19 protein-coding genes and 3 tRNA genes are annotated in these 20,166 nt (G+C 70.9%); 5 read left to right on the plus strand and 17 right to left on the minus strand.

The features are described 5' to 3' along the window. Positions 1 to 34: 34 nt before the first annotated feature. Both G4G93_RS23170 and G4G93_RS23175 read right to left on the minus strand, forming a co-directional pair. On the minus strand, positions 35 to 973 hold the full coding sequence (locus tag G4G93_RS23170) for a D-2-hydroxyacid dehydrogenase (RefSeq protein ID WP_165087590.1): 939 nt from the start codon (positions 971 to 973) through the stop codon (positions 35 to 37). Between the two features lie 153 nt (positions 974 to 1,126). Further along, positions 1,127 to 2,314: an aminotransferase class V-fold PLP-dependent enzyme gene (locus tag G4G93_RS23175; protein ID WP_165087592.1), complete on the minus strand. Its 1,188-nt coding sequence runs from the start codon at positions 2,312 to 2,314 to the stop codon at positions 1,127 to 1,129. A gap of 433 nt (positions 2,315 to 2,747) precedes the next feature. On the opposite strand from G4G93_RS23175, the gene G4G93_RS23180 reads away from it, so the two are divergent. After that, positions 2,748 to 3,077: a hypothetical protein gene (locus G4G93_RS23180; RefSeq protein WP_165087595.1), complete on the plus strand. Its 330-nt coding sequence runs from the start codon at positions 2,748 to 2,750 to the stop codon at positions 3,075 to 3,077. Positions 3,078 to 3,182: 105 nt separating this feature from the next. Further along, positions 3,183 to 3,473, plus strand: coding sequence for a hypothetical protein (locus G4G93_RS23185; protein ID WP_165087598.1), 291 nt, complete (start codon positions 3,183 to 3,185; stop codon positions 3,471 to 3,473). A 128-nt stretch (positions 3,474 to 3,601) separates the two neighbouring features. On the opposite strand, the gene G4G93_RS23190 is transcribed toward G4G93_RS23185, so the two are convergent. The 6 genes from G4G93_RS23190 to G4G93_RS23215 all read right to left on the minus strand — a co-directional run bounded on the left by G4G93_RS23190 (position 3,602) and on the right by G4G93_RS23215 (position 9,613). Beyond that, positions 3,602 to 4,390 carry an ATP12 family chaperone protein gene (locus tag G4G93_RS23190; protein ID WP_165087600.1) on the minus strand — a complete coding sequence of 263 codons (789 nt, stop codon included), beginning with the start codon at positions 4,388 to 4,390 and terminating at the stop codon, positions 3,602 to 3,604. Between the two features lie 43 nt (positions 4,391 to 4,433). Then, positions 4,434 to 5,096: an HAD-IA family hydrolase gene (locus G4G93_RS23195; RefSeq protein ID WP_165087603.1), complete on the minus strand. Its 663-nt coding sequence runs from the start codon at positions 5,094 to 5,096 to the stop codon at positions 4,434 to 4,436. A 70-nt stretch (positions 5,097 to 5,166) separates the two neighbouring features. Continuing rightward, positions 5,167 to 5,583, minus strand: coding sequence for a hypothetical protein (locus tag G4G93_RS23200; protein ID WP_165087476.1), 417 nt, complete (start codon positions 5,581 to 5,583; stop codon positions 5,167 to 5,169). Positions 5,584 to 5,746: 163 nt separating this feature from the next. Next, positions 5,747 to 7,243: an RluA family pseudouridine synthase gene (locus G4G93_RS23205; protein ID WP_165087605.1), complete on the minus strand. Its 1,497-nt coding sequence runs from the start codon at positions 7,241 to 7,243 to the stop codon at positions 5,747 to 5,749. Between the two features lie 85 nt (positions 7,244 to 7,328). Next, the gene (locus tag G4G93_RS23210; protein ID WP_165087608.1) at positions 7,329 to 8,159 is read right to left on the minus strand and encodes a ParA family protein; all 831 of its coding nucleotides are present in this window, start codon (positions 8,157 to 8,159) and stop codon (positions 7,329 to 7,331) included. 113 nt (positions 8,160 to 8,272) lie between these two features. Then, a complete protein-coding gene (locus G4G93_RS23215) occupies positions 8,273 to 9,613 on the minus strand; it encodes a replication-associated recombination protein A (protein WP_165087611.1) in 1,341 nt (446 codons plus the stop codon). A 190-nt stretch (positions 9,614 to 9,803) separates the two neighbouring features. Here G4G93_RS23215 and G4G93_RS23220 point away from each other — a divergent pair, with 190 nt between their 5' ends. Next, entirely contained in the window at positions 9,804 to 10,853 is a 1,050-nt protein-coding gene (locus tag G4G93_RS23220; RefSeq protein ID WP_165087614.1) for a hypothetical protein, read from the plus strand. A 132-nt stretch (positions 10,854 to 10,985) separates the two neighbouring features. Here the strand turns inward: G4G93_RS23220 and G4G93_RS23225 are convergent, their stop codons facing one another. From G4G93_RS23225 to dnaK, 3 genes are all read right to left on the minus strand, one after another. After that, a complete protein-coding gene (locus tag G4G93_RS23225) occupies positions 10,986 to 11,630 on the minus strand; it encodes a class I SAM-dependent methyltransferase (RefSeq protein ID WP_206289968.1) in 645 nt (214 codons plus the stop codon). Between the two features lie 165 nt (positions 11,631 to 11,795). Continuing rightward, entirely contained in the window at positions 11,796 to 12,971 is a 1,176-nt protein-coding gene (gene dnaJ / locus G4G93_RS23230; RefSeq protein ID WP_165087619.1) for a molecular chaperone DnaJ, read from the minus strand. A 146-nt stretch (positions 12,972 to 13,117) separates the two neighbouring features. Beyond that, entirely contained in the window at positions 13,118 to 15,037 is a 1,920-nt protein-coding gene (dnaK, locus tag G4G93_RS23235) for a molecular chaperone DnaK (protein WP_165087622.1), read from the minus strand. A 449-nt stretch (positions 15,038 to 15,486) separates the two neighbouring features. Here dnaK and G4G93_RS23240 point away from each other — a divergent pair, with 449 nt between their 5' ends. Next, a complete protein-coding gene (locus tag G4G93_RS23240) occupies positions 15,487 to 16,491 on the plus strand; it encodes a hypothetical protein (RefSeq protein WP_165087624.1) in 1,005 nt (334 codons plus the stop codon). Positions 16,492 to 16,532: 41 nt separating this feature from the next. On the opposite strand, the gene G4G93_RS23245 is transcribed toward G4G93_RS23240, so the two are convergent. Next, positions 16,533 to 17,222: a YqgE/AlgH family protein gene (locus G4G93_RS23245; protein WP_281409732.1), complete on the minus strand. Its 690-nt coding sequence runs from the start codon at positions 17,220 to 17,222 to the stop codon at positions 16,533 to 16,535. 192 nt (positions 17,223 to 17,414) lie between these two features. Between G4G93_RS23245 and G4G93_RS23250 the strand changes: the two genes are divergently transcribed. Beyond that, a complete protein-coding gene (locus tag G4G93_RS23250; protein ID WP_165087627.1) occupies positions 17,415 to 17,897 on the plus strand; it encodes a peroxiredoxin in 483 nt (160 codons plus the stop codon). A 441-nt stretch (positions 17,898 to 18,338) separates the two neighbouring features. On the opposite strand, the gene G4G93_RS23255 is transcribed toward G4G93_RS23250, so the two are convergent. The 5 genes from G4G93_RS23255 to G4G93_RS23275 form a co-directional block, all read right to left on the minus strand. Then, positions 18,339 to 18,413: transfer RNA gene (locus tag G4G93_RS23255), tRNA-Gly, on the minus strand. A 25-nt stretch (positions 18,414 to 18,438) separates the two neighbouring features. Continuing rightward, positions 18,439 to 18,513, minus strand: a tRNA-Gly gene (locus tag G4G93_RS23260). Positions 18,514 to 18,541: 28 nt separating this feature from the next. Further along, positions 18,542 to 18,616: transfer RNA gene (locus G4G93_RS23265), tRNA-Gly, on the minus strand. A gap of 131 nt (positions 18,617 to 18,747) precedes the next feature. Next, positions 18,748 to 19,218 carry an NUDIX domain-containing protein gene (locus tag G4G93_RS23270; RefSeq protein WP_165087629.1) on the minus strand — a complete coding sequence of 157 codons (471 nt, stop codon included), beginning with the start codon at positions 19,216 to 19,218 and terminating at the stop codon, positions 18,748 to 18,750. 129 nt (positions 19,219 to 19,347) lie between these two features. Next, a complete protein-coding gene (locus G4G93_RS23275) occupies positions 19,348 to 20,046 on the minus strand; it encodes a fumarylacetoacetate hydrolase family protein (protein ID WP_165087632.1) in 699 nt (232 codons plus the stop codon). Between the last annotated feature and the right edge of the window lie 120 nt (positions 20,047 to 20,166).

The following is a 20,166-nucleotide window of genomic DNA, read 5'->3' on the forward strand; positions in this document are numbered from 1 at the left end:
GGTCGGCGAGAGCGGGTTAGCGTCCCGTCCCGCCCTACTCCACCACGTTCTGCGGCCGCCCGGCCACGAAGGCCTCGATGTTGTCGACGAGCTGGTCGGCCAGGATCTGCATGGCCTGCTTGCTCGCCCAGGCGACGTGGGGGGTGATGATGAGGTTCGGCAGGTCGAGGGCGAGGAGCGGATTGTCGTCCCGCGGCGGCTCGCTGGTCAGCACGTCGAAGCCGGCGCCGCCGATCGTGCCGGCGGTCAGGGCATCGGCCAGCGCCGCCTCGTCGACGAGGCCGCCGCGGGCGGTGTTGATGAGGATCGCGTCGCGCTTCATCCGCGCCAGCTCGTCCCGCCCGATCATGTTGCGGGTCTCAGGGGTCAGCGGCGCGTGGAGCGTGATGACGTCGCTCTCGCGGATGATCGTGTCGAGATCGACGAGGCCCGGTTGGGGCATCACGTCGTAGGCGAGGACCCGCATGCCCAAGGCCTCGGCGCGCTGGCCGATCGACTTGCCGAGCGCCCCGTAGCCGACGATGCCCAGCGTCGAGCCGGCGACGTCGCGGATCGGGTAATCGAAATAGCAGAAATGGCGTGCTTTGGCCCAGTCGCCGCGCCGGACCGAGTTGGTATAGGGCACGATCGCCCGGCGCAGGGCGAAGATCAGACCGATCACGTGCTCCGGCACGGTGTTGAAGGCGTAGTTGCGGATGTTGACGACCGTGATGCCGCGGGACTTGGCGAAGGCCTTGTCGACCACGTCGGTCCCGGTCGCCGCGACCGCGATCAGCTTCAGGTCCGGCAGCTGGGACAGGGTCTCTTCCCGCATCGGCACCTTGTTGACGATGGCGATCTCGGCGCCCTTCAGCCGCTCCACGATCTCGTCGGGTGCCGTCACCGCGTGCTCGACGTATTCATGCTCGAAGCTCGGCGGCCGCAGGGTCGCGTCCAGGGTCTCGCGGTCGAGGAAGACGATGCGGTGGGACATGAATCGGGCGTCTCCGGCGGATTTTGGTAGCTCCCGCTCTCGGGGCGGGCGGGACGTGTCAGGATGGCATGCCGGGCCGGGTCCCGGCAGCCGGTCTAAGGTCGGGCGCTCCGTCTCCTCTCCCCGCGGGCGGGGAGAGGAGAGGCCCTTGCCTCACCCTTCGCGGGTGTTCCGGAAGTGCTCCGTCGCCGCGGCGACGCCGCTGCCGGGCGTGATGCGGATGCCGGCATCCTGCATCGCCATCTCGACGCCGGCCAGCGCACCGAGGAGCATCAGCTCGTTGAGGTCGCCGATATGGCCGATGCGGAAGAGCTTGCCCGCCACCTGCGACAGGCCGGCGCCCAGCGCGAGGTTGTAGCGGCGATAGGCGATGTCGATCACGTCCGCGCCGTTGATCCCTTCCGGCACCATCACGGCGCTCACCGTGTCGGAGTGCCACTTCGGATCCTTGGCGCACAGCGTCAGGCCCCAGGCCTTGACCGCCGCGCGGGTGCCGTCGGCGAGCCGGCGGTGGCGGGTGAAGATGTTCTCCAGCCCCTCGTCCTCGACGCAAGCCAGGGCCTCGCGCAGGCCGTACAGCATCGGCAGGGCCGGCGTGTAGGGGAAGTAGCCGGTGGCGTTGGCCTTGGCCTGGTCGTTGAAGTCGAAGTAGACGCGCCGGCACTCGGCGGTCTTGGCGGCTTCCAGCGCCCGCTTGCTGACGCAGACGAGGCCGAGGCCCGCCGGCAGCATCAGGCCCTTCTGCGAGCCAGTGATGGCGCAATCGACCCGCCACTCGTCGGCCCGGAAGTCGATGCTGCCGATCGACGAGACGCCGTCGACGTAGAGCATGGCCGGGTGGTTCGCGGCGTCGATCGCCTTGCGCACCGCGCCGATATCGGAGGTGACGCCGGTGGTGGTCTCGTTGTGGACCACCAGCACCGCCTTGATCCGGTGCTCGCGGTCGGCCCGCAGAGCCTCCTCGATCCGCTCGGGATTGGCGCCGGTGCCCCACTCCTCCTCCTGGACCTCGACGTCGAGGCCGACCCGGCGGGCAAGGTCGATCCACAGCGTGCTGAACTGGCCGTAGCGCGACGCCAGCACCCGGTCGCCGGGGGAGAGGGTGTTGGTGAGCGCCGCTTCCCAGGCGCCGGTGCCGGTCGAGGGGAAGAGGAAGATCTGGCCTTCGCGGGACTTGAAGACCTTCTTGGTCTCCTCGAACAGCGGCAGGGTCAGCTCGGGAAAGGACGACGAGCGATGGTCCTCGGACGGCACGATCATCGCGCGCGAGACCCGCTCGGGAATGTTGGTCGGACCCGGAACGAAAAGGAAGTTGCGTCCCGGACGTCTCGATCCAGCCATGGTGTCTCCTCCGGCCCTGTGGGCTCAAAGCCCGGACGTTCTCGTCGTCCGGTCTCGTGAAATCGGTTGCGCGATCCCCGCTCGGCGGCGGGTGACGGGGATCGGACGGTCGAACCCGAAGACCAGCCGGCGGCACGCCGCCGTCCGGGCCCCGGGTCGCCCTGTCGAGAGCGACTATGCGGGCGCCGCTTCCGGAAGGAAAATTGAAAAAACTGAGCCCCTTATTCAAAAAATTGAAATGCCCGCGATCGTCTCCCCCAAAAGGGGTAGGCGGCTGCACCTTCCGTCGTACGGCTCAGTCGAGGCTCGGCCGGATCGGCAGTATTGCATAGAAAAGCCGCAAACCTTATCGAATGTGATCAGCGGGACCGATCACGACGGATATGCATCGGCTTCAAGATGCAACGGGTCGGAACCGGGGGGAGACCGTTCCATGATTGCGAGCAGCGTGGGCTCAGGGTTCACACGCGCAGAATCCACCCGCCTGTGGCCGCGCACCGTGCGCCGCTGGCCGACCTACAATCTGTTTCGCCGGCGCGCGGAGCCAGACCTGGTGTGCGCGGTGCCGAACGACTTCCCGGTGCCGGCCTTCGTCTCCGGCGAGGCCTGGACCTATGCCGGCAGCATCAGTTCGCCGTCCGAGGCGCCGCCCGGCTTCGTGGCCGAGATCGCCGAGCGCGGCGCCGAGACCCGCGGCTTCCACCTGTTCCACCAGCTGCCGGCCACGGTCGTGCTGGAGCAGGCGTGGCGGGCCGCCGGATAAGCTTATCTTTCGGAGAACCCGGGCGGGGGTTCGCGCATTGTCCAGCCAAGACACACCTTGGCGAGATCTGTCGCACCGATCTGCCCAAAGCCCGGAGTTCCGAAGATGCTCTTCAAGACCGTCATCGCGGCCGGCCTCGTGCTCGCCGGCTCCGCTGCCGCCCGCGCCGAGGGCACCAGCCTCGATCAGGCCGGTATCCCGGCCCTCGACGTGCCGGGCTTCTCCACGAGCGTCCCGGCCGGCATGCCGCTCTTCGCCGCCCTGCCCCGGATGGCGCCGGGCGCCGAGGTCGAGGTCCGCGGCATCGACGCGAGCGGCCTCGTCGCCTTCGGCCCGACGGTGCCGTCGATGATGGACCCGAATGCCGACATCGCGACCGGCTCGTTGAAGAAGTAGGTCGATCGTGGCCGGGGCGCCTTGCCCCGGCTCATGAGCGCTCTTGATCGACCCGACCTCCACCCTCCACCATGTCGTTCCGGGACCGCGCAGCGGAGCCCGGAACGACATGGTGGAAATCAGGTCGCTCAGGCGCTCAACGCCGCCACCCGTGCCGCCGCCTCGAATTCCTCCCGGCGCCTGTCCAGGCGCGCTTCCGCTTCCGCGTCCCGACCCCAGACCTCCGCCTGGAAGGTCTCGTCGACATGCGCGGCGGTCCAGCCCTCCTGCGGGGTCAGGCGGCCGTGCAGGACGGCGAGCGCGATCAGCAGCGAGCCGGTGAGCGTCGTCATCGAGTGCAGGCCTGCCAGGGCCGTCGGGCTCTCCACCGCCGCGATAGCGCGGCGCAGGGCCTGCAGCGACGCCTCCGGCTGTGTGACGTGCATCACGCCCTCGCTCAGCACGAACCGGGCGCCGAGCGCCTCGTGGGCCCAGGCCAGCACCGGGTCCCAGGCGGTGGCTTGCGCGGCGACGAGACGGGCCGGGTCGCCGGCCCGGTAGACGACGAGGTCGGTGCCCGCATAGGCCGAGAGATCGTCGATCACCGCCTCGCGCCGCTCGGACACCCCGTCGAGGGCCGAGTTGACGAGGCGGGTGAGCGGCATCCGCGCCGGATCGATGAATTCACCTTGCGCGCCCCACTCCGCCGCCAGGGCCTCGGCGAGGGCGGCCTGGGGCACGGCGAGGTAGCGGCGGGCCGGGGTACGGGCTGGGCGGCCGTCGAGGACGAGGCGGAAGCCGTCCTCGGCCGGCGCGACGCCGGCTTCCTCGTAGAAGCGCTTGGGCAGCGCGGGCTTCGCCGATTGGCGGGCGGCGCGGACCGGATCGGGCGAAGCCTCCGGGTCCCCGAGCCAGTCCTGGGTCACGTCGTTGCTCATGGGGCGAAGATAAGGTCTCGGGGTCGTCGTTGCGAGGCGCTCGTCAGGCCGCCGCGATCCGGTCCATCAGGACGGATTCGAGGGCGGCCATGCTGTCGATCACCGCGTGCGCGCCGGCGTTCCGCAGAGCCTCGGGGGTGTGGTAGCCCCAGGCGACGCCGAACGCCCCGACCTGGGCGCCCCGCGCCATCATCATGTCGTAGGTCGTGTCGCCGATCATCACGGTCCGCGCCGGCTCGGCCCCGGTCTCGGCTATCGCCTGTTCCAGCATCGCCGGGTGGGGCTTCGAGGGGGCGTCGTCGGCGGTCTGCACCGTGGAGAACCAGCCCGCCCAGCCGTGGAGCGCGACGAGGTGGTCGACGCCGCGGCGGGATTTTCCCGTGGCGATGCCGAGCTGCACTTTCGGTTCGCGGTTGAGCCGGGCCAGCAGCGCGGCGGCACCGGGAAACAGCGCCTCGCGGATCTCGGCCCGGGCCCGCAGCCGGCCGAACGACTGCTTGTAGGCCTCGGAGAGGGCCACCACCGGCCCATCCGATCCGACGAGAGCCGTGAAGGCCTGCGGCAGCGACAGCCCGACCACCGATAGCGAGCGCTCCCGCGTCGGCGCCGGCAGCCCCACCGCGGCGAAGGCCTCGCGCTGGGCCGCCACGATCATGTGCTGGCTGTCGACCAGGGTGCCGTCGACGTCGAAGACGATCAGGAGCATGGGTGTTCGGGCCGCCTCGTTCCGTGCCGAGCGAGGCCTCGCCCGCACCCCGCCCTCAGGGCTGCTTGCCTCAGGGCTGCTTGGCGCGGGCCGGCTGGCCCGGCTGGATCCGCTCATAGCCCAGGCGGCAGCGGATCAGGAAGCGGCGGCGCGCGCCACCATGCAGGCCGCGCCGCTGCGAGGCGCGGTTGCAGGCGGCGTAGCTCGGGCGGCGCCGGCGGGGCGTCGCCGCGCGCTCGGTTCCGGCCGGCCGGCTCGCCGTCGCATGGCCGTCTATGGGTGCCGCGCCGCGGCCGTCCTGTCGGCTCTCATGACGGCCGTCCTGGCGACCATCCTGCCGGCCTTGCGCGGGCTTGCCGTCGGGGCGCGCGGCCGGTGCCGTCGGAGCGGCGGGCGTCGGCTCGGGAGCGGCGGGAGTCTGGGCCTGCGCCGTCCCGAGGAAGAGGAATCCGATCAGGCCGAGGCTGGCGAGCGCGGCGGGTTTCATCTGGCTTGTCTCACTCCCGATGGGCCGCGGGCCCGCGCTGGCGCCGTGCTCGCGACCGCCGCCTTGAGAATAAGGCGCGCGGGCGTCCTGCCAAGGCCTCTCCGTCCATCCCCCTCCCCAAGGGCAGCCTGCCCATGGAGGGAGATCCCTGCCGCGCGCGTCGTCACGCCTCGGGCGCCTCCACGATCGGGTCGTAGCGCGCGGCGTCGAACCCGAGCAGGTTCCAGCTCTGCGCCATGTGGGGCGGGAGCGGCGCCGTCACGTCGATCGGCTTGGCGGTGCGCGGATGCGGGATCACGATGCGCCGGGCGAGGAGGTGCAGGCGGTTCTGCAGCCCCCCGGGCAGCTCCCAGTTCTCGATGTCGAAGTATTTCGGGTCGCCGACGAGCGGGTGGCCGATATGGGCCGCGTGGGCGCGCAGCTGGTGCGTACGGCCGGTGACCGGCTTCAGCGACAGCCAGGCGAGCTTCTGCCCGGCCTGGTCGACCACGGCGTAGTAGGTGAGCGCGTGGCTCGCGCCCTCGTCGCCGTGCTTGGCCACCCGCATCCGGGCGTCGGAATCGCCGATCTCCTCCTTGGCGAGGTAGGTCGAGATCCGGCCCTGGCGCACCTTCGGCACGCCGGCCGCGAGCGCCCAGTAGATCTTGCGCGCCGCCCGCGACCGGAAGGTCTTGGCGAGCGTCGCCGCGGCGAGCCGGGTCTTGGCGATGATGAGGCAGCCCGCCGTGTCCTTGTCGAGGCGGTGGACGAGGCGCGGCTTCTGGCCGTCCTTGTCGCGCATCGCCTCGAGCAGGCCGTCGACGTGGCGGGTGGTGCCCGAGCCGCCCTGGACCGCGAGGCCGAACGGCTTGTTGAGCACCATCATGTCCTGGTCCTCGTAGAGGATCAGGGAGCGCAGGAAGGCGAGATCCCCCTCCGCCCGGGGCGAGCCGGGAGCCGGGGCGCGCGCCTCAAGGCTCAAGGGCGGCACGCGCACGCTGGCGCCGGGCTCGACCCGGTCGGCGGCCTTGGCACGCTTGCCGTTCACCCGCAACTCGCCCTTGCGCACCAGGCTCTGGATGCGGGTGAAGGGCAGCTGCGGGAAGCGGGCCGAGAGGAAGCGGTCGATCCGCATTCCGGCCTCGTCCGGCGTCACCTCCAGCGTCTGCACCCCGGTGGCAAGAGCCTCGGCGGTCGCCTCGCGGAGCGCCCGGCGGGTCGGGGGGCTGGTCGCCGCGGAGCCGGATTCCGCGGGAGCGCGACGCGGCGCGTCGCCGGTCTCCCGACGCTCGTCCCGGCCCTCGTGCCTGCGAGGCCGGGCCGTCGGACGGCCCTCTTGCGCGGTGCGGGTGGCGGGCCGTTCCGCCGCGCCGGTGCGCGGCCGGTCGGATCTCGGCTTATCCGACCTCGGCCTCTCCGATTTTGGCTTGGGAGGAAATTTCCCGGCCGGCACGCGGGCCGGCGCCTCGTCCCGCTCCCAAGGAGAGGCGTCGCTCGTATCGCGGCCGAAGGCCGCGCGGGGGGCCGGGCCGGCCCGGCTGGAGACCACCAGGCCGGCGGCGCGCTCGGCGGCGTCGCGGGCGGTGTTGCGCGGTCCGGTGCGGGCCCGCGGCGGGCGGGCGGGTCCGCCCGGGCCGGTCCGCGACCGCCCGGAACCGCCGCGAGAAGGAGGCTTCGTCATGCGGCGGCTCGTAGCACCCGCAAGCCCTCCCGTCACGCCCGGCAAATCACCGCCGGGACATCATCGCAGAAATCGTCCCCGAGGATCATCTCCACGAGACGCCGCGCGAAAACCCCTCGGGACGGCCGTGGGCCGGCTCCGCGAAGGCGGCGGCACAGTCGATGCCGAAGCGCTGGACCAGGTCGTCGGCGAGGCCGGAAAAATCGTCCGCCGCGCGGGCCTGGGGGCGGTGGTGCCGCACCGGCCGGCGCCGGGCGAAGGCCTCGCTCACCGCCACGTCGGTGCGCACCCCTCGCACCATCTGACCGGGCCCGAAGGCGGTGCGGAGCTGGCCCAGCGTCTCGCGTTCGACATTGGTGCGCAGGTCGACGCGCATCGGCGCGATGGCGAGGCCGAGCGGCGCGGCGCGGAGGCGCAGCATCGTGTCGTGGTAGGAGCGGGCGAACTGGCACACGCCTTCGAGGCCGAGGGGATCGAGGGTGGTGGGGACCACCACGCCGTCGCTCGCCATCAGGGCGCAGATCGTGAGCGCGGCCGCGGCCGGCGGCACGTCGATCAACACCAGGTCGTGGGCGTGGCGCAAGGGAGCGAGGGCGGCGGCGATGCAGTGGATGTCACTGTTGCCGAGCTGCCCGTCGAAGCCGCGGTCGGCGGGCACCATCGCGACGTTGTCCTCCCCGGTCGCCTGCGCGGCGCCGCCGTAATCGGTGTGCGCCCGCAGCAGCGGCGTGTGGGCGTTGGCGGATCCGAGCCGCGCGCTCACCCCGAGCCCGAGGCCGGCATGCCCCTGCGGATCGAGATCGACCACCAGCACCCGGTAGCCTCGGACGCCGAGTTCGGCCGCGAGGTTGACCGCGGAGGTCGTCTTGCCGGTGCCGCCCTTGCAATTGGCGATCGAGAGCACCCGCACCGTCATCGCGCCCGCCTGGATCGCGCCCGCGCGGGCGGTCGATTCTGTTCCATCCCGACAGGCTGACCCAGGGGAGAGTGGAGCGTCAACGCCTCCCGGACCGGTTGTTCACACGACGGTCAAGATTCCCCGGACGATTCCTCGCAGGGTCCCTGGCCGGCCCGTTCCCGGCGGGCCTTCTCCCACCAGTCCAGGCGCTCGGCGATGCGGCGCTCGAAGCCCCGCTCGGTCGGCGCGTAGAGATGCCGGCGTCCCAGCCGCTCCGGCCAGTAATCCTGGCCCGAGAAGGCGTCGGGCTCGTCGTGGTCGTAGCGGTAGCCCTCGCCGTAGCCGAGCCTGCGCATCAGCTTGGTCGGGGCGTTGAGGATGGTGCGCGGCGGCGGCAGCGAGCCGTGCTCCTTGGCCAGGCGTGTCGCGGCCTTGTAGGCGGTGTAGACCGCGTTCGATTTCGGCGCCGTCGCGAGGTAGATCGCCGCCTGCGCCAGGGCCAATTCACCCTCCGGCGAGCCCAGGAAGTCGAACGCCTCCTTGGCGGCGTTCGCCACCACCAGGGCCTGCGGGTCGGCGAGCCCGATATCCTCCACCGCCATCCGCACCAGCCGGCGGGCGATGAACAGCCGGTCCTCGCCGGCATCGAGCATCCGGCAGAGATAATAGAGGGCGGCGTCCGGGTCGGAGCCGCGGATCGTCTTGTGCAGCGCGGATATGAGGTTGTAGTGCCCCTCCTGCGCCTTGTCGTAGATCGGGGCGCGGCGCTGGATCAGCTCCTGCAACAGGGCCGCATCCAGGGTCTCGCCGGGCGCCGCGGAGCGCCAGACCTCCTCGGCGAGGGTCAGGGCCGCCCGGCCGTCGCCGTCGGCCATCCGCACCAGCACCGCGCGGGCCTCCGGATCGAGGGGCAGCGGCCGCCCGGTCACCGCCTCGGCCCGGTCGAGGAGCCGGGCGATCGCCGCCTCGTCGAGAGCGCGGAAGACCAGCACCCGGGCGCGGGAGAGGAGCGCGGCGTTCAGCTCGAAGGACGGGTTCTCGGTGGTGGCGCCTACCAGCGTGACGGTGCCGTCCTCGACCACCGGCAGGAAGGCGTCGAGCTGGGCGCGGTTGAAGCGGTGGATCTCGTCGACGAAGAGCAGCGTGCCGCGCCCCGCCGCCCGCCGGGCACGGGCCGCCTCGAACACCTTTCGCAGTTCGGCGACGCCGGAGAAGATCGCCGAGATCTGCTCGAAATGCAGGTCGGTCTCGCCGGCCAAGAGCCGCGCCACCGTGGTCTTGCCGGTGCCGGGCGGTCCCCACAGGATCAGCGAGCCGAGGTTGCGCCCGCGCAGGAGCCGGGTCAGCGCGCCGCCCGCCCCGGTCAGGTGCTCCTGCCCGACCACCTCGGCGAGGGTCGTCGGCCGCAAGGTGTCGGCGAGGGGGCGGGGCGCGTCGCGGTCGAGGCCCGCGGAGACGAACAGGTCGGACATGCCCGCATCAACACCCGCCGGGCGCGAGGCCGCAAGAGCGCGCCGGCCCTCGCCCACCGCCCGTCGGGCCCGAAGGCGCAGGCCCTGCCAGGATGATGCGAAGAGGCACCGAAACTGCTACCCTCTCGGCGGGGTCACCCCCATGCGCCGGCGCGCTTGCCGGGACCCGGTCTTCAGCCTAGCAAGCAGCATGCGATTCAACTTCAACGTCGTCGGCCCGGCGAGCTTCGAGCTCTGGATCGCGCCCGACGACATGCGCCGCACGCCGCGCGTCCGCGTGGTCATGGACCGCACGCAGGAGGCCGTGATCGAGGCCTGGGTGCATTACCCGCAGCTGAAGGAGTTTGGCTGGCACGCCCACGGCATCTGCGGCTTCAAGCTCGACGGCGGGAGCTGCCCCGGCCTCGATCAGGCGACGCGCTTCGACATCTACGACGGCGACACCAACATCCTGCTCTACCGGCACCGCGCCGGTGCCGCCCACCGCCCGGCCCGCGTGCTCGCGCTCGACTACACGATCAACCAGGACAATGCCGCCCGCGACATGCTCTTCCCGGAATTCGGGATGGCGTATTTCGGCATCCACGACATCCACTTCGACCTGCTGCGCTGCATCATCGACATCAAGTACTGCGACTCGATGCTGCTGCAGGGCAGCCTGTTGTTGAAACGCTACGAGGACGTGATCCAGACCGGGGAGTACGTGAAGACGATCCTGGTCGTCGATCCCTACGTGGAACTGGCCAAGCGCATCCTGTGGCTGCGCCGGATGGCGGAGATCGGCAAGGACCCGGCCCAGGCCTGGCGCGTCGACCATCTCCAGGGCCCCTGCGCCTTCGCGGCCGGGCTCGACCTCGGCAGCACGTCGGCCCTGCGCAAGGGCTTCGACCGCATCGACGTGGAGACCTACGGGTTCCTGGAGAACCCGCTCACCCGCGACCTCTCCTGCTCCTTCCCGGGCGAGGCGATGAAGCCGGGACACTGGACGCTGGCGATCGACGCCTTGTCGCGTTTCCACGTCATCGGCCACCAGCATTTCTGGAGCGCCTACACGGCGATGCTGGCCGACGTCCTGACGCTCGAAGGCCCGGCTCTGCCCGAGCGCCGGGTGCCCGAGCCGGTGTTGCAACTCGCCGAGACCCTGAGCCGGGTGAAGACCACGCTCGGCCTCGTCGAGATGGACATCAACCTCAGCGACAAGGTCTACACGATCATCGAGGCGCAGTGGGAGAAGGCGTGAGCGGCGCTCGCAGAAAAGCGGGTCGCGCTCAAGAACCCATTCGCGACCTCATCCTGAGGTGCGAATGGAAAGAGCCTCGCAGGAAGGCTCCGAATGGGGGCACCCGTCGATCACACGCCGGTGCCGGTTCCCTCAGGGTCGGCGATAGACCCACACCCGCGCCGGCGGCAGGTTGAGCCACACCTTGTTCGAGCGGCTGGCGGTGTAGGTCGTGGACTTGGCCGGGATCGGCGGCACCACCGCGTAGGTGAACTGCACGAACGGCGCGTCCGGATGCATCAGGTCGTGGACGGCGCCCAGGAGGTCGAGGCGCTGCTCGAGGGGCTTGGTGAAGAGCGGCAGGCTCGAGATCGTGGCGCAGGCCGGCTCGTCGACGATGCCCGCCAGGGTCGCTCGGATGTCGTAGGCATCGCCCTGCAGCACCGTGGCCTTGGGAAAGCGCCGGCGCAGCAGCTTGCAGAAATCGGGGTTGTACTCGACGAGGACCAGCCGCTCCTGGGCGATGCCGCGGCGCACCAGGGCGTCGGTCACCGGGCCGGTGCCCGGCCCGAGCTCGATCACCGGGCCGGTCAGGCGCGGATCGACGTAGGAGGCCATGGTGCGGGCCAGCATCCGGCCCGACGGCGTGACGGCGCCGGTAACCAGGGGCCGCTCGAACCACGAGCGCAGGAACCGCGCCTCGTCTTCCAGGATGTCGCGCTTCTTGTGCGGCTGCGAATGGGGCAGCGGGCTCGAGACCGCGACGGCTTTGGCCCTGGATCGGTGAGGCAAAGGCAAGACCGAAGACCCTTGAACAGGCGAAAAAAGTCGGTTGGCGAACGGCTGTCGTTCAAAGGCGCGCCGCCGTCAAGCCTGACGCGCCCGCCCGAGACCCGCGAACCCCGCAATCCCACTCGCGCGGGAGAACGCGCAACGGCTGCGTCGGTTCGGGGGCTTAATCCATCAGGCGCGGCCGGAGCCGCTGAGGCCGTCGAAGAACTCCTTCACCCGGGAGAAGAAGCCGGCGCTCTCCGGGTGGTTGTCGGCCTGCGTGCCGTGCGTGTCGAATTCCTGCAAGAGTTCGCGCTGGCGCTTGGTGAGGTTCTGCGGCGTCTCGACGAAGACCTGGATGTAGAGGTCGCCGACGTCGCGCGAGCGCAGCACCGGCATGCCCTTGCCCTTGAGGCGGAACTGCTTGTTGGTCTGGGTGCCGGCCGGAACCCGGACCGAGGTGTGCGAGCCGTCGATCACCGGCACGGTGATCTCGCCCGAGAGCGCCGCCGTCACCATCGAGATCGGCACGCGGCAGAACAGGTCGGCGCCGTCGCGCTGGAAGAACGGGTGCGGCTTGATCGCCAGGAAGATGTAGAGGTCCCCCGCCGGCCCGCCGCGCAGGCCCGATTCGCCCTCGCCGGCGAGCCGGATGCGCAGGCCGTCGTCGACGCCCGCCGGCACGTTGATCGAGAGCGTGCGCTCGCGGGTGACGCGGCCGGCGCCCAAGCAGGCCGGGCACGGATCCTCGATGATCTCGCCGCGGCCGTGGCAGGCCGGGCAGGTGCGCTCGATGGCGAAGAAGCCCTGCGCCGCCCGCACGCGGCCGTAGCCGGCGCAGGTCGGGCAGGTCTTGGGCTTCGAGCCGGCCTTGGCGCCCGAGCCGGCGCAGACCTCGCAGGTGACCGAGGTCGGCATCTTGATCGTCTCGGTCTTGCCCGTGAAGGCTTCCTCGAGGCTGATCTCGAGGTTGTAGCGCAGGTCGGCGCCGCGCTCGCGGCCCCCGCCCGGACGCCCGCCGGGGCCGGCCCCGGGGCGCCCGCCGCCCGGGCCGCCGCGGGCGTCGCCGAAGAACGTGTCGAAGATGTCCGACATGAAGTCGCCGAACTCGTTGCCGAATCCGGGGCCGCCCTGGCCGCCCTGCGAGAAGGCCGCGTGGCCGAAGCGGTCGTAGGCGGCGCGCTTCTGCCCGTCGGACAGGCACTGGTAGGCTTCGTTGAGCTCCTTGAACTTGAGCTCGGCCTCCTTGTCGCCGGGGTTGCGGTCGGGGTGGTAGACCATCGCCAGCTTGCGGAAGGCCGACTTCATCTCGCCGTCGGTCGCGGTCCGGGCGACGCCCAGAACCTCGTAATAGTCGCGCTTCGACATTCCTGTCCCCGGCCCCGCCGTGTCCCCGTCGGGCATCGTCCATACACGTCCGGTCCCCGGCGCCGTTTCCGTGCGCCGGGGACCGGATCGATCTGCAAATTCCCGGCCGCACGGATCTCAGATCCGTGCGGCAAGCTCAAGGCGAATTACGCCCGCTTCTTCTGGTCCTTGTCGTCGACTTCCTGGAAGTCGGCGTCGATGACGTCGTCCTTCTTGGGCTCGGCGCCCGGGGCCGCGCCCGCGGCGGCGTCCGGACCGGCCTGGCTCGCGGCGTACATCGCCTCGCCGAGCTTCATCGAGGCCTGCATCAGGTCGGTGGTGCGGGCCTTGATCTGCTCGACGTCCTCGCCGGCGAGCGACTGGCGCAGGGCGTCGATGGCGGTGGTGATCGCGGCCTTGTCAGAGGCCGGAACCTTGTCGCCGTGCTCAGTCACCGACTTCTCGGTGGCGTGGATCAGGCTCTCGCCCTGGTTCTTCACCTCGACCAGCTCGCGGCGCTTCTTGTCGTCGGCCGCGTTGGCCTCCGCCTCCTGCACCATGCGCTGGATGTCGGCGTCGGACAGGCCGCCCGAGGCCTGGATGCGGATCTGGTGCTCCTTGCCCGTCGCCTTGTCCTTGGCCGTCACGTTGACGATGCCGTTGGCGTCGATGTCGAAGGTCACCTCGATCTGCGGCAGGCCGCGCGGGGCCGGCGGGATGCCGACGAGGTCGAACTGGCCGAGCAGCTTGTTGTCGGCCGCCATCTCGCGCTCACCCTGGAAGACCCGGATGGTGACCGCGTTCTGGTTGTCCTCCGCCGTCGAGAACACCTGCGACTTCTTGGTCGGGATGGTGGTGTTGCGGTCGATGAGCCGGGTGAACACGCCGCCCAGGGTCTCGATGCCGAGCGAGAGCGGGGTCACGTCGAGGAGCAGCACGTCCTTGACGTCGCCCTGGAGCACGCCGGCCTGCACCGCGGCGCCGATCGCCACGACCTCGTCCGGGTTGACGCCCTTGTGGGGCTCCTTGCCGAAGAAGGTCTTCACCTGCTCCTGGACCTTCGGCATGCGGGTCATGCCGCCGACCAGGACCACCTCGTCGATCTCGGCCGCCGAGACGCCTGCATCCTTGAGCGCCTTGCGGCAGGGCTCGATCGTGCGCTGCACCAGGTCGTCGACCAGCGACTCGTACTTGGCGCGGCTGAGCTTCAGCGCCAGGTGCTTCGGGCCGCTCGCATCGGCGGTGATGTAGGGCAGGTTGATCTCGGTCTGGGTCGCCGAGGACAGCTCGATCTTCGCCTTCTCGGCGGCCTCCTTGAGGCGCTGGAGGGCGAGCTTGTCCTTGGTCAGGTCGATGCCCTGCTCGCGCTTGAACTCGGCCGCTAGGTACTCGACGATGCGGTTGTCGAAGTCCTCGCCGCCCAGGAACGTGTCGCCGTTGGTCGACTTCACCTCGAACACGCCGTCGCCGATCTCCAGGATCGAGACGTCGAAGGTGCCGCCGCCGAGGTCGTAGACCGCGATCAGGCCGGCCTTCTTCTTGTCGAGGCCGTAGGCGAGCGCCGCCGCGGTCGGCTCGTTGATGATGCGCAGCACCTCGAGGCCGGCGATCTTGCCGGCATCCTTGGTCGCCTGGCGCTGGGCGTCGTTGAAGTAGGCCGGGACGGTGATGACCGCCTGGGTGACCGGCTGGCCGAGATACGACTCGGCCGTCTCCTTCATCTTCTGCAGCGTGAAGGCGGAGATCTGCGACGGCGAGTAGGACTTGCCGTCCGCCTCGACCCAGGCGTCGCCGCCGTTCGAGCGGGTGATCTTGTAGGGGACGAGCCCCTTGTCCTTCTGCGTCATCGGGTCGTCGTAGGTACGGCCGATGAGGCGCTTGATCGCGAAGAAGGTGCGCTCCGGGTTCGTGACCGCCTGGCGCTTGGCCGGCTGGCCGACGAGCCGCTCGCCGTCGTCCGTAAAGGCAACGATCGACGGGGTGGTGCGCGCGCCTTCCGCGTTCTCGATGACCTTCGGCTGCGTGCCTTCCATCACGGCCACGCAGCTATTCGTGGTGCCAAGGTCGATGCCGATGACTTTACCCATGGTGGGATCCCTCGTTGGTGTTTTTTAAGCAGACCGCCGAGCCCCGAAGCAGCTCGGCCCATGGCGGTACTCGATCGAATGGTTTGAGCCGGGGCGGGCCGGACCGCGCCTCGCCGGGAACCCGGCGAGCGGGGGAGTTGCCCGCGCCGAGCCGGATATAAGAAGGCCGTTTCGGGGCCGCAAGGCGAGCCGGGCCGTGGCGCGCACCATGAATCGGCCCTCGCGCGGGACTTCCGTTTTCCCGATCGTCGCCGGTTCCCCGGCGGCCGGCCCGTCGCCGGAGGGCCCGCGCCGGGAGCCGCCGCCTGCTCGTCCCGGCGGCCCATCCTTACGGCCAAGCCGCCATGACAATGTTGCGGGCTTGCCACGCCCGTGCCACGGAGCCCATGCTACGTCCCTGCAGGACGTCCATCCCGCAGATGTCATCCCGCCCTTGCGCCTGGAGCCTGATGCAGTCCGTTCGCCCCTTCCTCCGCCCGGTGGCCCTGCCCGCTCTCGCGGCCCTGCCTCTCGCGGCGGTCCTGATGGTGGCACCGGCCCCGGCCTCGGCCCAGTCCTTCCTCGAGGAATTGTTCGGCATCGGCCGCGCCGCGCGCCCGCCGGTGCCGCCGGCCCCGATCCCGGGTGGCCGGGCCCCGGGCGCCCCCGGCGAGGCGCCGCCCGAGGCCGCACCCCGGCCGGCCCCGGCGCCGCCCGCTCCCCCGAAGCCCGTGGTGCTGAAGACCCCCAACGACGACGCGGTGCTCGGCCAGGAGCTGCAGCAGAACGGCAATGCCGGCTCGCTCCGCCTGGACCGCTCCGGCGCCGGCTTCACCGCCCGCGTGACGCTATCCGGCACCAAGGTCTCGCAGCCGACCGAGGCCTGCAAGGTCGCCCTCGGTGACGGGCAGCCGCTGGCGCTCGCCGACCAGGGCAAGCCCAACGGCGTGACCCAGCTCGCCTCCGCGGGGCCGGCCTGCCCGCTGCGGTTCGAGATCCTGGAGGGCAGCGTGATGGTGATGCCGCTCGCCGAGGCGGAGTCGTGCGTCTTCACCGCCTCGGACTGCGCCACCACGCCCAAGGGCCTGTGGGGTCCGGGCGCCGCCGCCCTGCTGCCGCGGGCGCAGGAATTCGATTCCGCCCGCGGCGTCGCCGACAAGGCGGTGCGCGAGAACTACAAGGTGATGACCCAGCGCGCCCGGCGCGAGGACGTGCGGCCGATCGTGACCGAGCAGGCCGCCTTCTCGTCCGACCGCGAGCAGATCTGCCGCGCCTATGTCCGCGAGGGCTCGCACGGCTTCTGTCACCTGCGCTTCTCCGAGGCGCGGGCGCTCTCGCTCGCCACCCGCCTCGGCCTGTCGGGCGCGGCGCCGACCGCCAGCAACGCGCCCCGTCCGGCGGCGCGCGTGCGCCGTCCGGCCCCGGCGGTCGAGGGGATGAACCCGGGCTTCGAGGCCGGCGCGCAGGACCAGTAGCGCGCCGCGAGATGCCGTCCGGCGGCGCGGCCGCCCCGTCGTCAGGCGTGGCCGGCGGTGGTCGAGAGCATGGCGGGCTCGATGCCGATGCCGCGCAGGGCCCGGTCGTACTTGGTCTCCAGGGACGTGTTGAAGATCAGGTCCGGATCGGCCGGGCAGTGCAGCCAGCCATTGGCCTGGATCTCGTTCTCGAGCTGGCCGGCCTGCCAGCCGGCATAGCCGAGGGCCAGCACCGCGCTCGCCGGCCCCTTGCCGACCGCGATCGCCCGCAGGATCTCGATCGTCGCGGTGAGGCAGATGCCGTCGTCGATCAGCAGGGTCGACTGGTCGATGTGGAAATCGGGCGAGTGCAGCACGAAGCCCCGGCTCGCCTCGACCGGCCCGCCCATCAGCACCGGCATGTGGCCGATCCGGCTCGGCAGCCGGATCGCGTCGTCCTGGGCGATGATGTCGAGCTGGACCAGCAGGTCCGGCATGTTGAGGTCGGCGGCCGGCTTGTTGACGATGATCCCCATCGCCCCCTCCGCCGAATGCGCGCAGAGATAGATGACCGAGCGCGAGAAGCGCTCGTCGGCCATGCCCGGCATGGCGACGAGGAGCTGCCCGTCGAGGTAGCTCGGTGCGCCGCGGTCGTGGGACTCCCCACCCTCCGCCCGTGCGTCGGGGCGCGGATCCGGCCTCGCGCCGGCGGCGTCCTGGGTGAGAAGGTCCTGAGGAAATCTGCTGCGCATGATGCCCATGCTACGCCCCGCCCCGGCGTTGTCCATAGCCCGCCGCCGTGGTGAACGCGCGCGGCTCCTCGCGGCTCCCGCACGGCGTGCCGCGCGCGCTCGTCTCGACTCGTCCGGGGCGCCGCGCTAGACCCCGCCCGGGCTCGAGGTCCCGGCGGGGCCGGCCCGGACCAATCCGCGAGGAGAGCCACGATGACGATCCAGGTCGGCGATCACCTGCCCCAGGCGACCTTCCGGGTCATGGGCCCCGACGGCCCGGTGGCCAAGACCACCGACGACGTGTTCAAGGGCCGCCGGGTGGTGCTGGTGGCGGTACCGGGCGCCTTCACGCCGACCTGCCACCGCAACCACCTCCCCGGCTACGTCACCCGGCGCGACGACATCCTGTCCCGCGGCATCGACGCGATCGCCGTGACCTCGGTCAACGACGTGTTCGTGCTCGAAGCGTGGTCGAAGTCGGCCGGCGCCGACGGCATCGAGTTCCTGGCCGACGGCAACGGCGACTTCGCCAAGGCGCTCGGCCTCGACATGGACGGCACCGGCTTCGGCCTCGGCATCCGCTCCAAGCGCTACGCGATGCTGGTCGAGGACGGCGTCGTGCGGGTGCTCAACGTCGAGGACGCGCCGTCGAAGGCGGACCTGTCGGGGGCGGAGACGCTGCTGAAGGCGCTGTGAGCGCCCGTCCCGGATTGCTTCCGTTTCGCTGACGGATCGACATCCACCGCATCATTTCGGCACCGCGCGGCTGAGCCCGGACCTGAAGGGGTGGAGCGCAATCCAGACACGCAGATGGCCGGGGATCGGGCGACCGGCGTTCCGCCTCGTTCGGTCGCCCCCGCGGTTCTGGATTCCGGGCTCTCGCCTCCGGCGAGCCCCGGAATGTCGCGGCGGGGGCCATTGCTGTCGGACAAATGGGGCGGTCGCCCCTGTGATCTCCGGAGCCGAGCCCTGCCGGTCGATCCCAACCGGCGGCGATCGCCGCAACGCGGCCAGGATGCCGCCTCCGCGCGACGATCCACCGAAGGCGGGCTCGCAGCCGGCCTCACGCTCATGCGCGCCGGCCCGGCCGTCAGCCGGCGTTCGGTCATGGTCCGGGATTGTTCGTGATGGGACAATTGGAGCGGGCGAAGGGATTCGAACCCTCGACCCCAACCTTGGCAAGGTTGTGCTCTACCCCTGAGCTACACCCGCTCACTTGTGTCGGGCCGTTCGAACTTGGAGCGGGCGAAGGGATTCGAACCCTCGACCCCAACCTTGGCAAGGTTGTGCTCTACCCCTGAGCTACACCCGCCCAAACTCGTTCGGCCTCGTGGAAAAACTGGAGCGGGCGAAGGGATTCGAACCCTCGACCCCAACCTTGGCAAGGTTGTGCTCTACCCCTGAGCTACACCCGCTCGCTGTTTTCCGTCGGCGTCACCGTGGCGGCGCCGATGAGCGGCATAAACACCATTCCGCCGGGGAGCGCAAGAGGTTGCGGAGCCGGCTTCGGGGAGGTCCCATCGGGCAAGTTCTCCCAGGTCGTCTTCTACCAGGTCGTCGCGGGCGGCAGGCCGTCCCGGATCTCGGCGAGTCGCGCCCGGGTCGCCGGGGTGGTCTCCGGCGGCAGGGCGTCGAGGGGGAAGAACGCGGCTTGCGCGATCTCGCGGTCCGGGCGCTTGGGCACCGGCACCGTGAAGGCGCGGGCGACGTAGAGCGCGACGTGGTCGCGCTTCGAGGCCCGGTCGTTGAAGTAGAAGCCGTGCAGGACGGGCGCGGCGCTCGCGTCGAGGACGATCCCGGTCTCCTCGCGGAACTCCCGGGCCATGGCCTCGATCGCGGTCTCGCCCGGCTCGACGCCGCCGCCCGGGAGGTGCCAGCCGTCCATGTAGGTGTGGCGCACGAGGCAGACGCGGTTCTCGCCGTCGATCGCCGCCCCGCGCACCCCGAGGGTCATCCCGCGGGTGAAGCGCCAGACGAGGTGGGCGGCCCGCATCAGCAGGGCCTGTCGGCGCGTCATCCGTGGGTCTCCTCTCATGCATACCCGCCGTCGCTCCATCGACGGTGAAGCGGTCCGGCGCCTCAAGCGCCGGCGCCCTTCGGGCTCGCCTCGCGCCTTCGAACGGATCCGTTCGAAGGCGCCGCGGAATCAGACGACGGTCAGGCGGATCTCGCCGACGCCCGCGATCGTCCCGACCATGGTCTGGCCGCGGGTCACCGCGCCGACACCCTCCGGCGTGCCGGCGAAGATCACGTCGCCGGGCTCGAGCGCGAAGTAGGTCGAGAGATAGGCGATCTGCTCGGCCACCGACCAGATCATGTCGGAGAGGTCGCCCTTCTGGCGCAGGGTGCCGTCGACCGACAGCGTGATCGCGCCCCTGTCCGGGTGGCCGATATCGGCCGCCGGCCTGAGCGTCCCGACCGGGCCCGACAGGTCGGAGGCCTTGCCGAGCTCCCAGGAGCGGCGCAACGCCTTGGCGTCGTCCTGCAGGTCGCGGCGGGTCATGTCGAGGCCGACCGCGTAGCCGTAGACGTGGTCGAGGGCCTCTTCCACCGGGATGTCGCGGCCGCCCTTGGCCAGCGCCACCACCAGCTCGACCTCGTGGTGGTAGTTCTCGGTCTTCGGCGGATAGGGATGCTCGACCGTCCGGCCGTCCGGCACGACCTGGAGCGCGTCGGCGGGTTTCATGAAGAAGAACGGCGGCTCGCGGGTCGGGTCGGCGCCCATCTCGCGGGCATGGGCGGCGAAGTTGCGCCCGACGCAGTAGACCCGGCGCACGGGGAACAGGTCGTCGGTGCCTTGGATCGGGAGCGCGGTGCGCGGCGGGTTCGGGATCACGGAGAGCATGAGCTGCGGTCTCGGGCCTGCTGTCTCGGGCGATGGTTCACGAAGGGCCGCGCATCTTGGAAAAAGGGCGGGCCGACCGTTATCTAGAGGGCGGTTCCACGGGGCGCCATCCCGCCCCGC

The sequence above is a fragment of the Methylobacterium sp. DB0501 genome (assembly GCF_011043735.1).
In the GTDB taxonomy this organism is placed as follows: domain Bacteria; phylum Pseudomonadota; class Alphaproteobacteria; order Rhizobiales; family Beijerinckiaceae; genus Methylobacterium; species Methylobacterium alsaeris.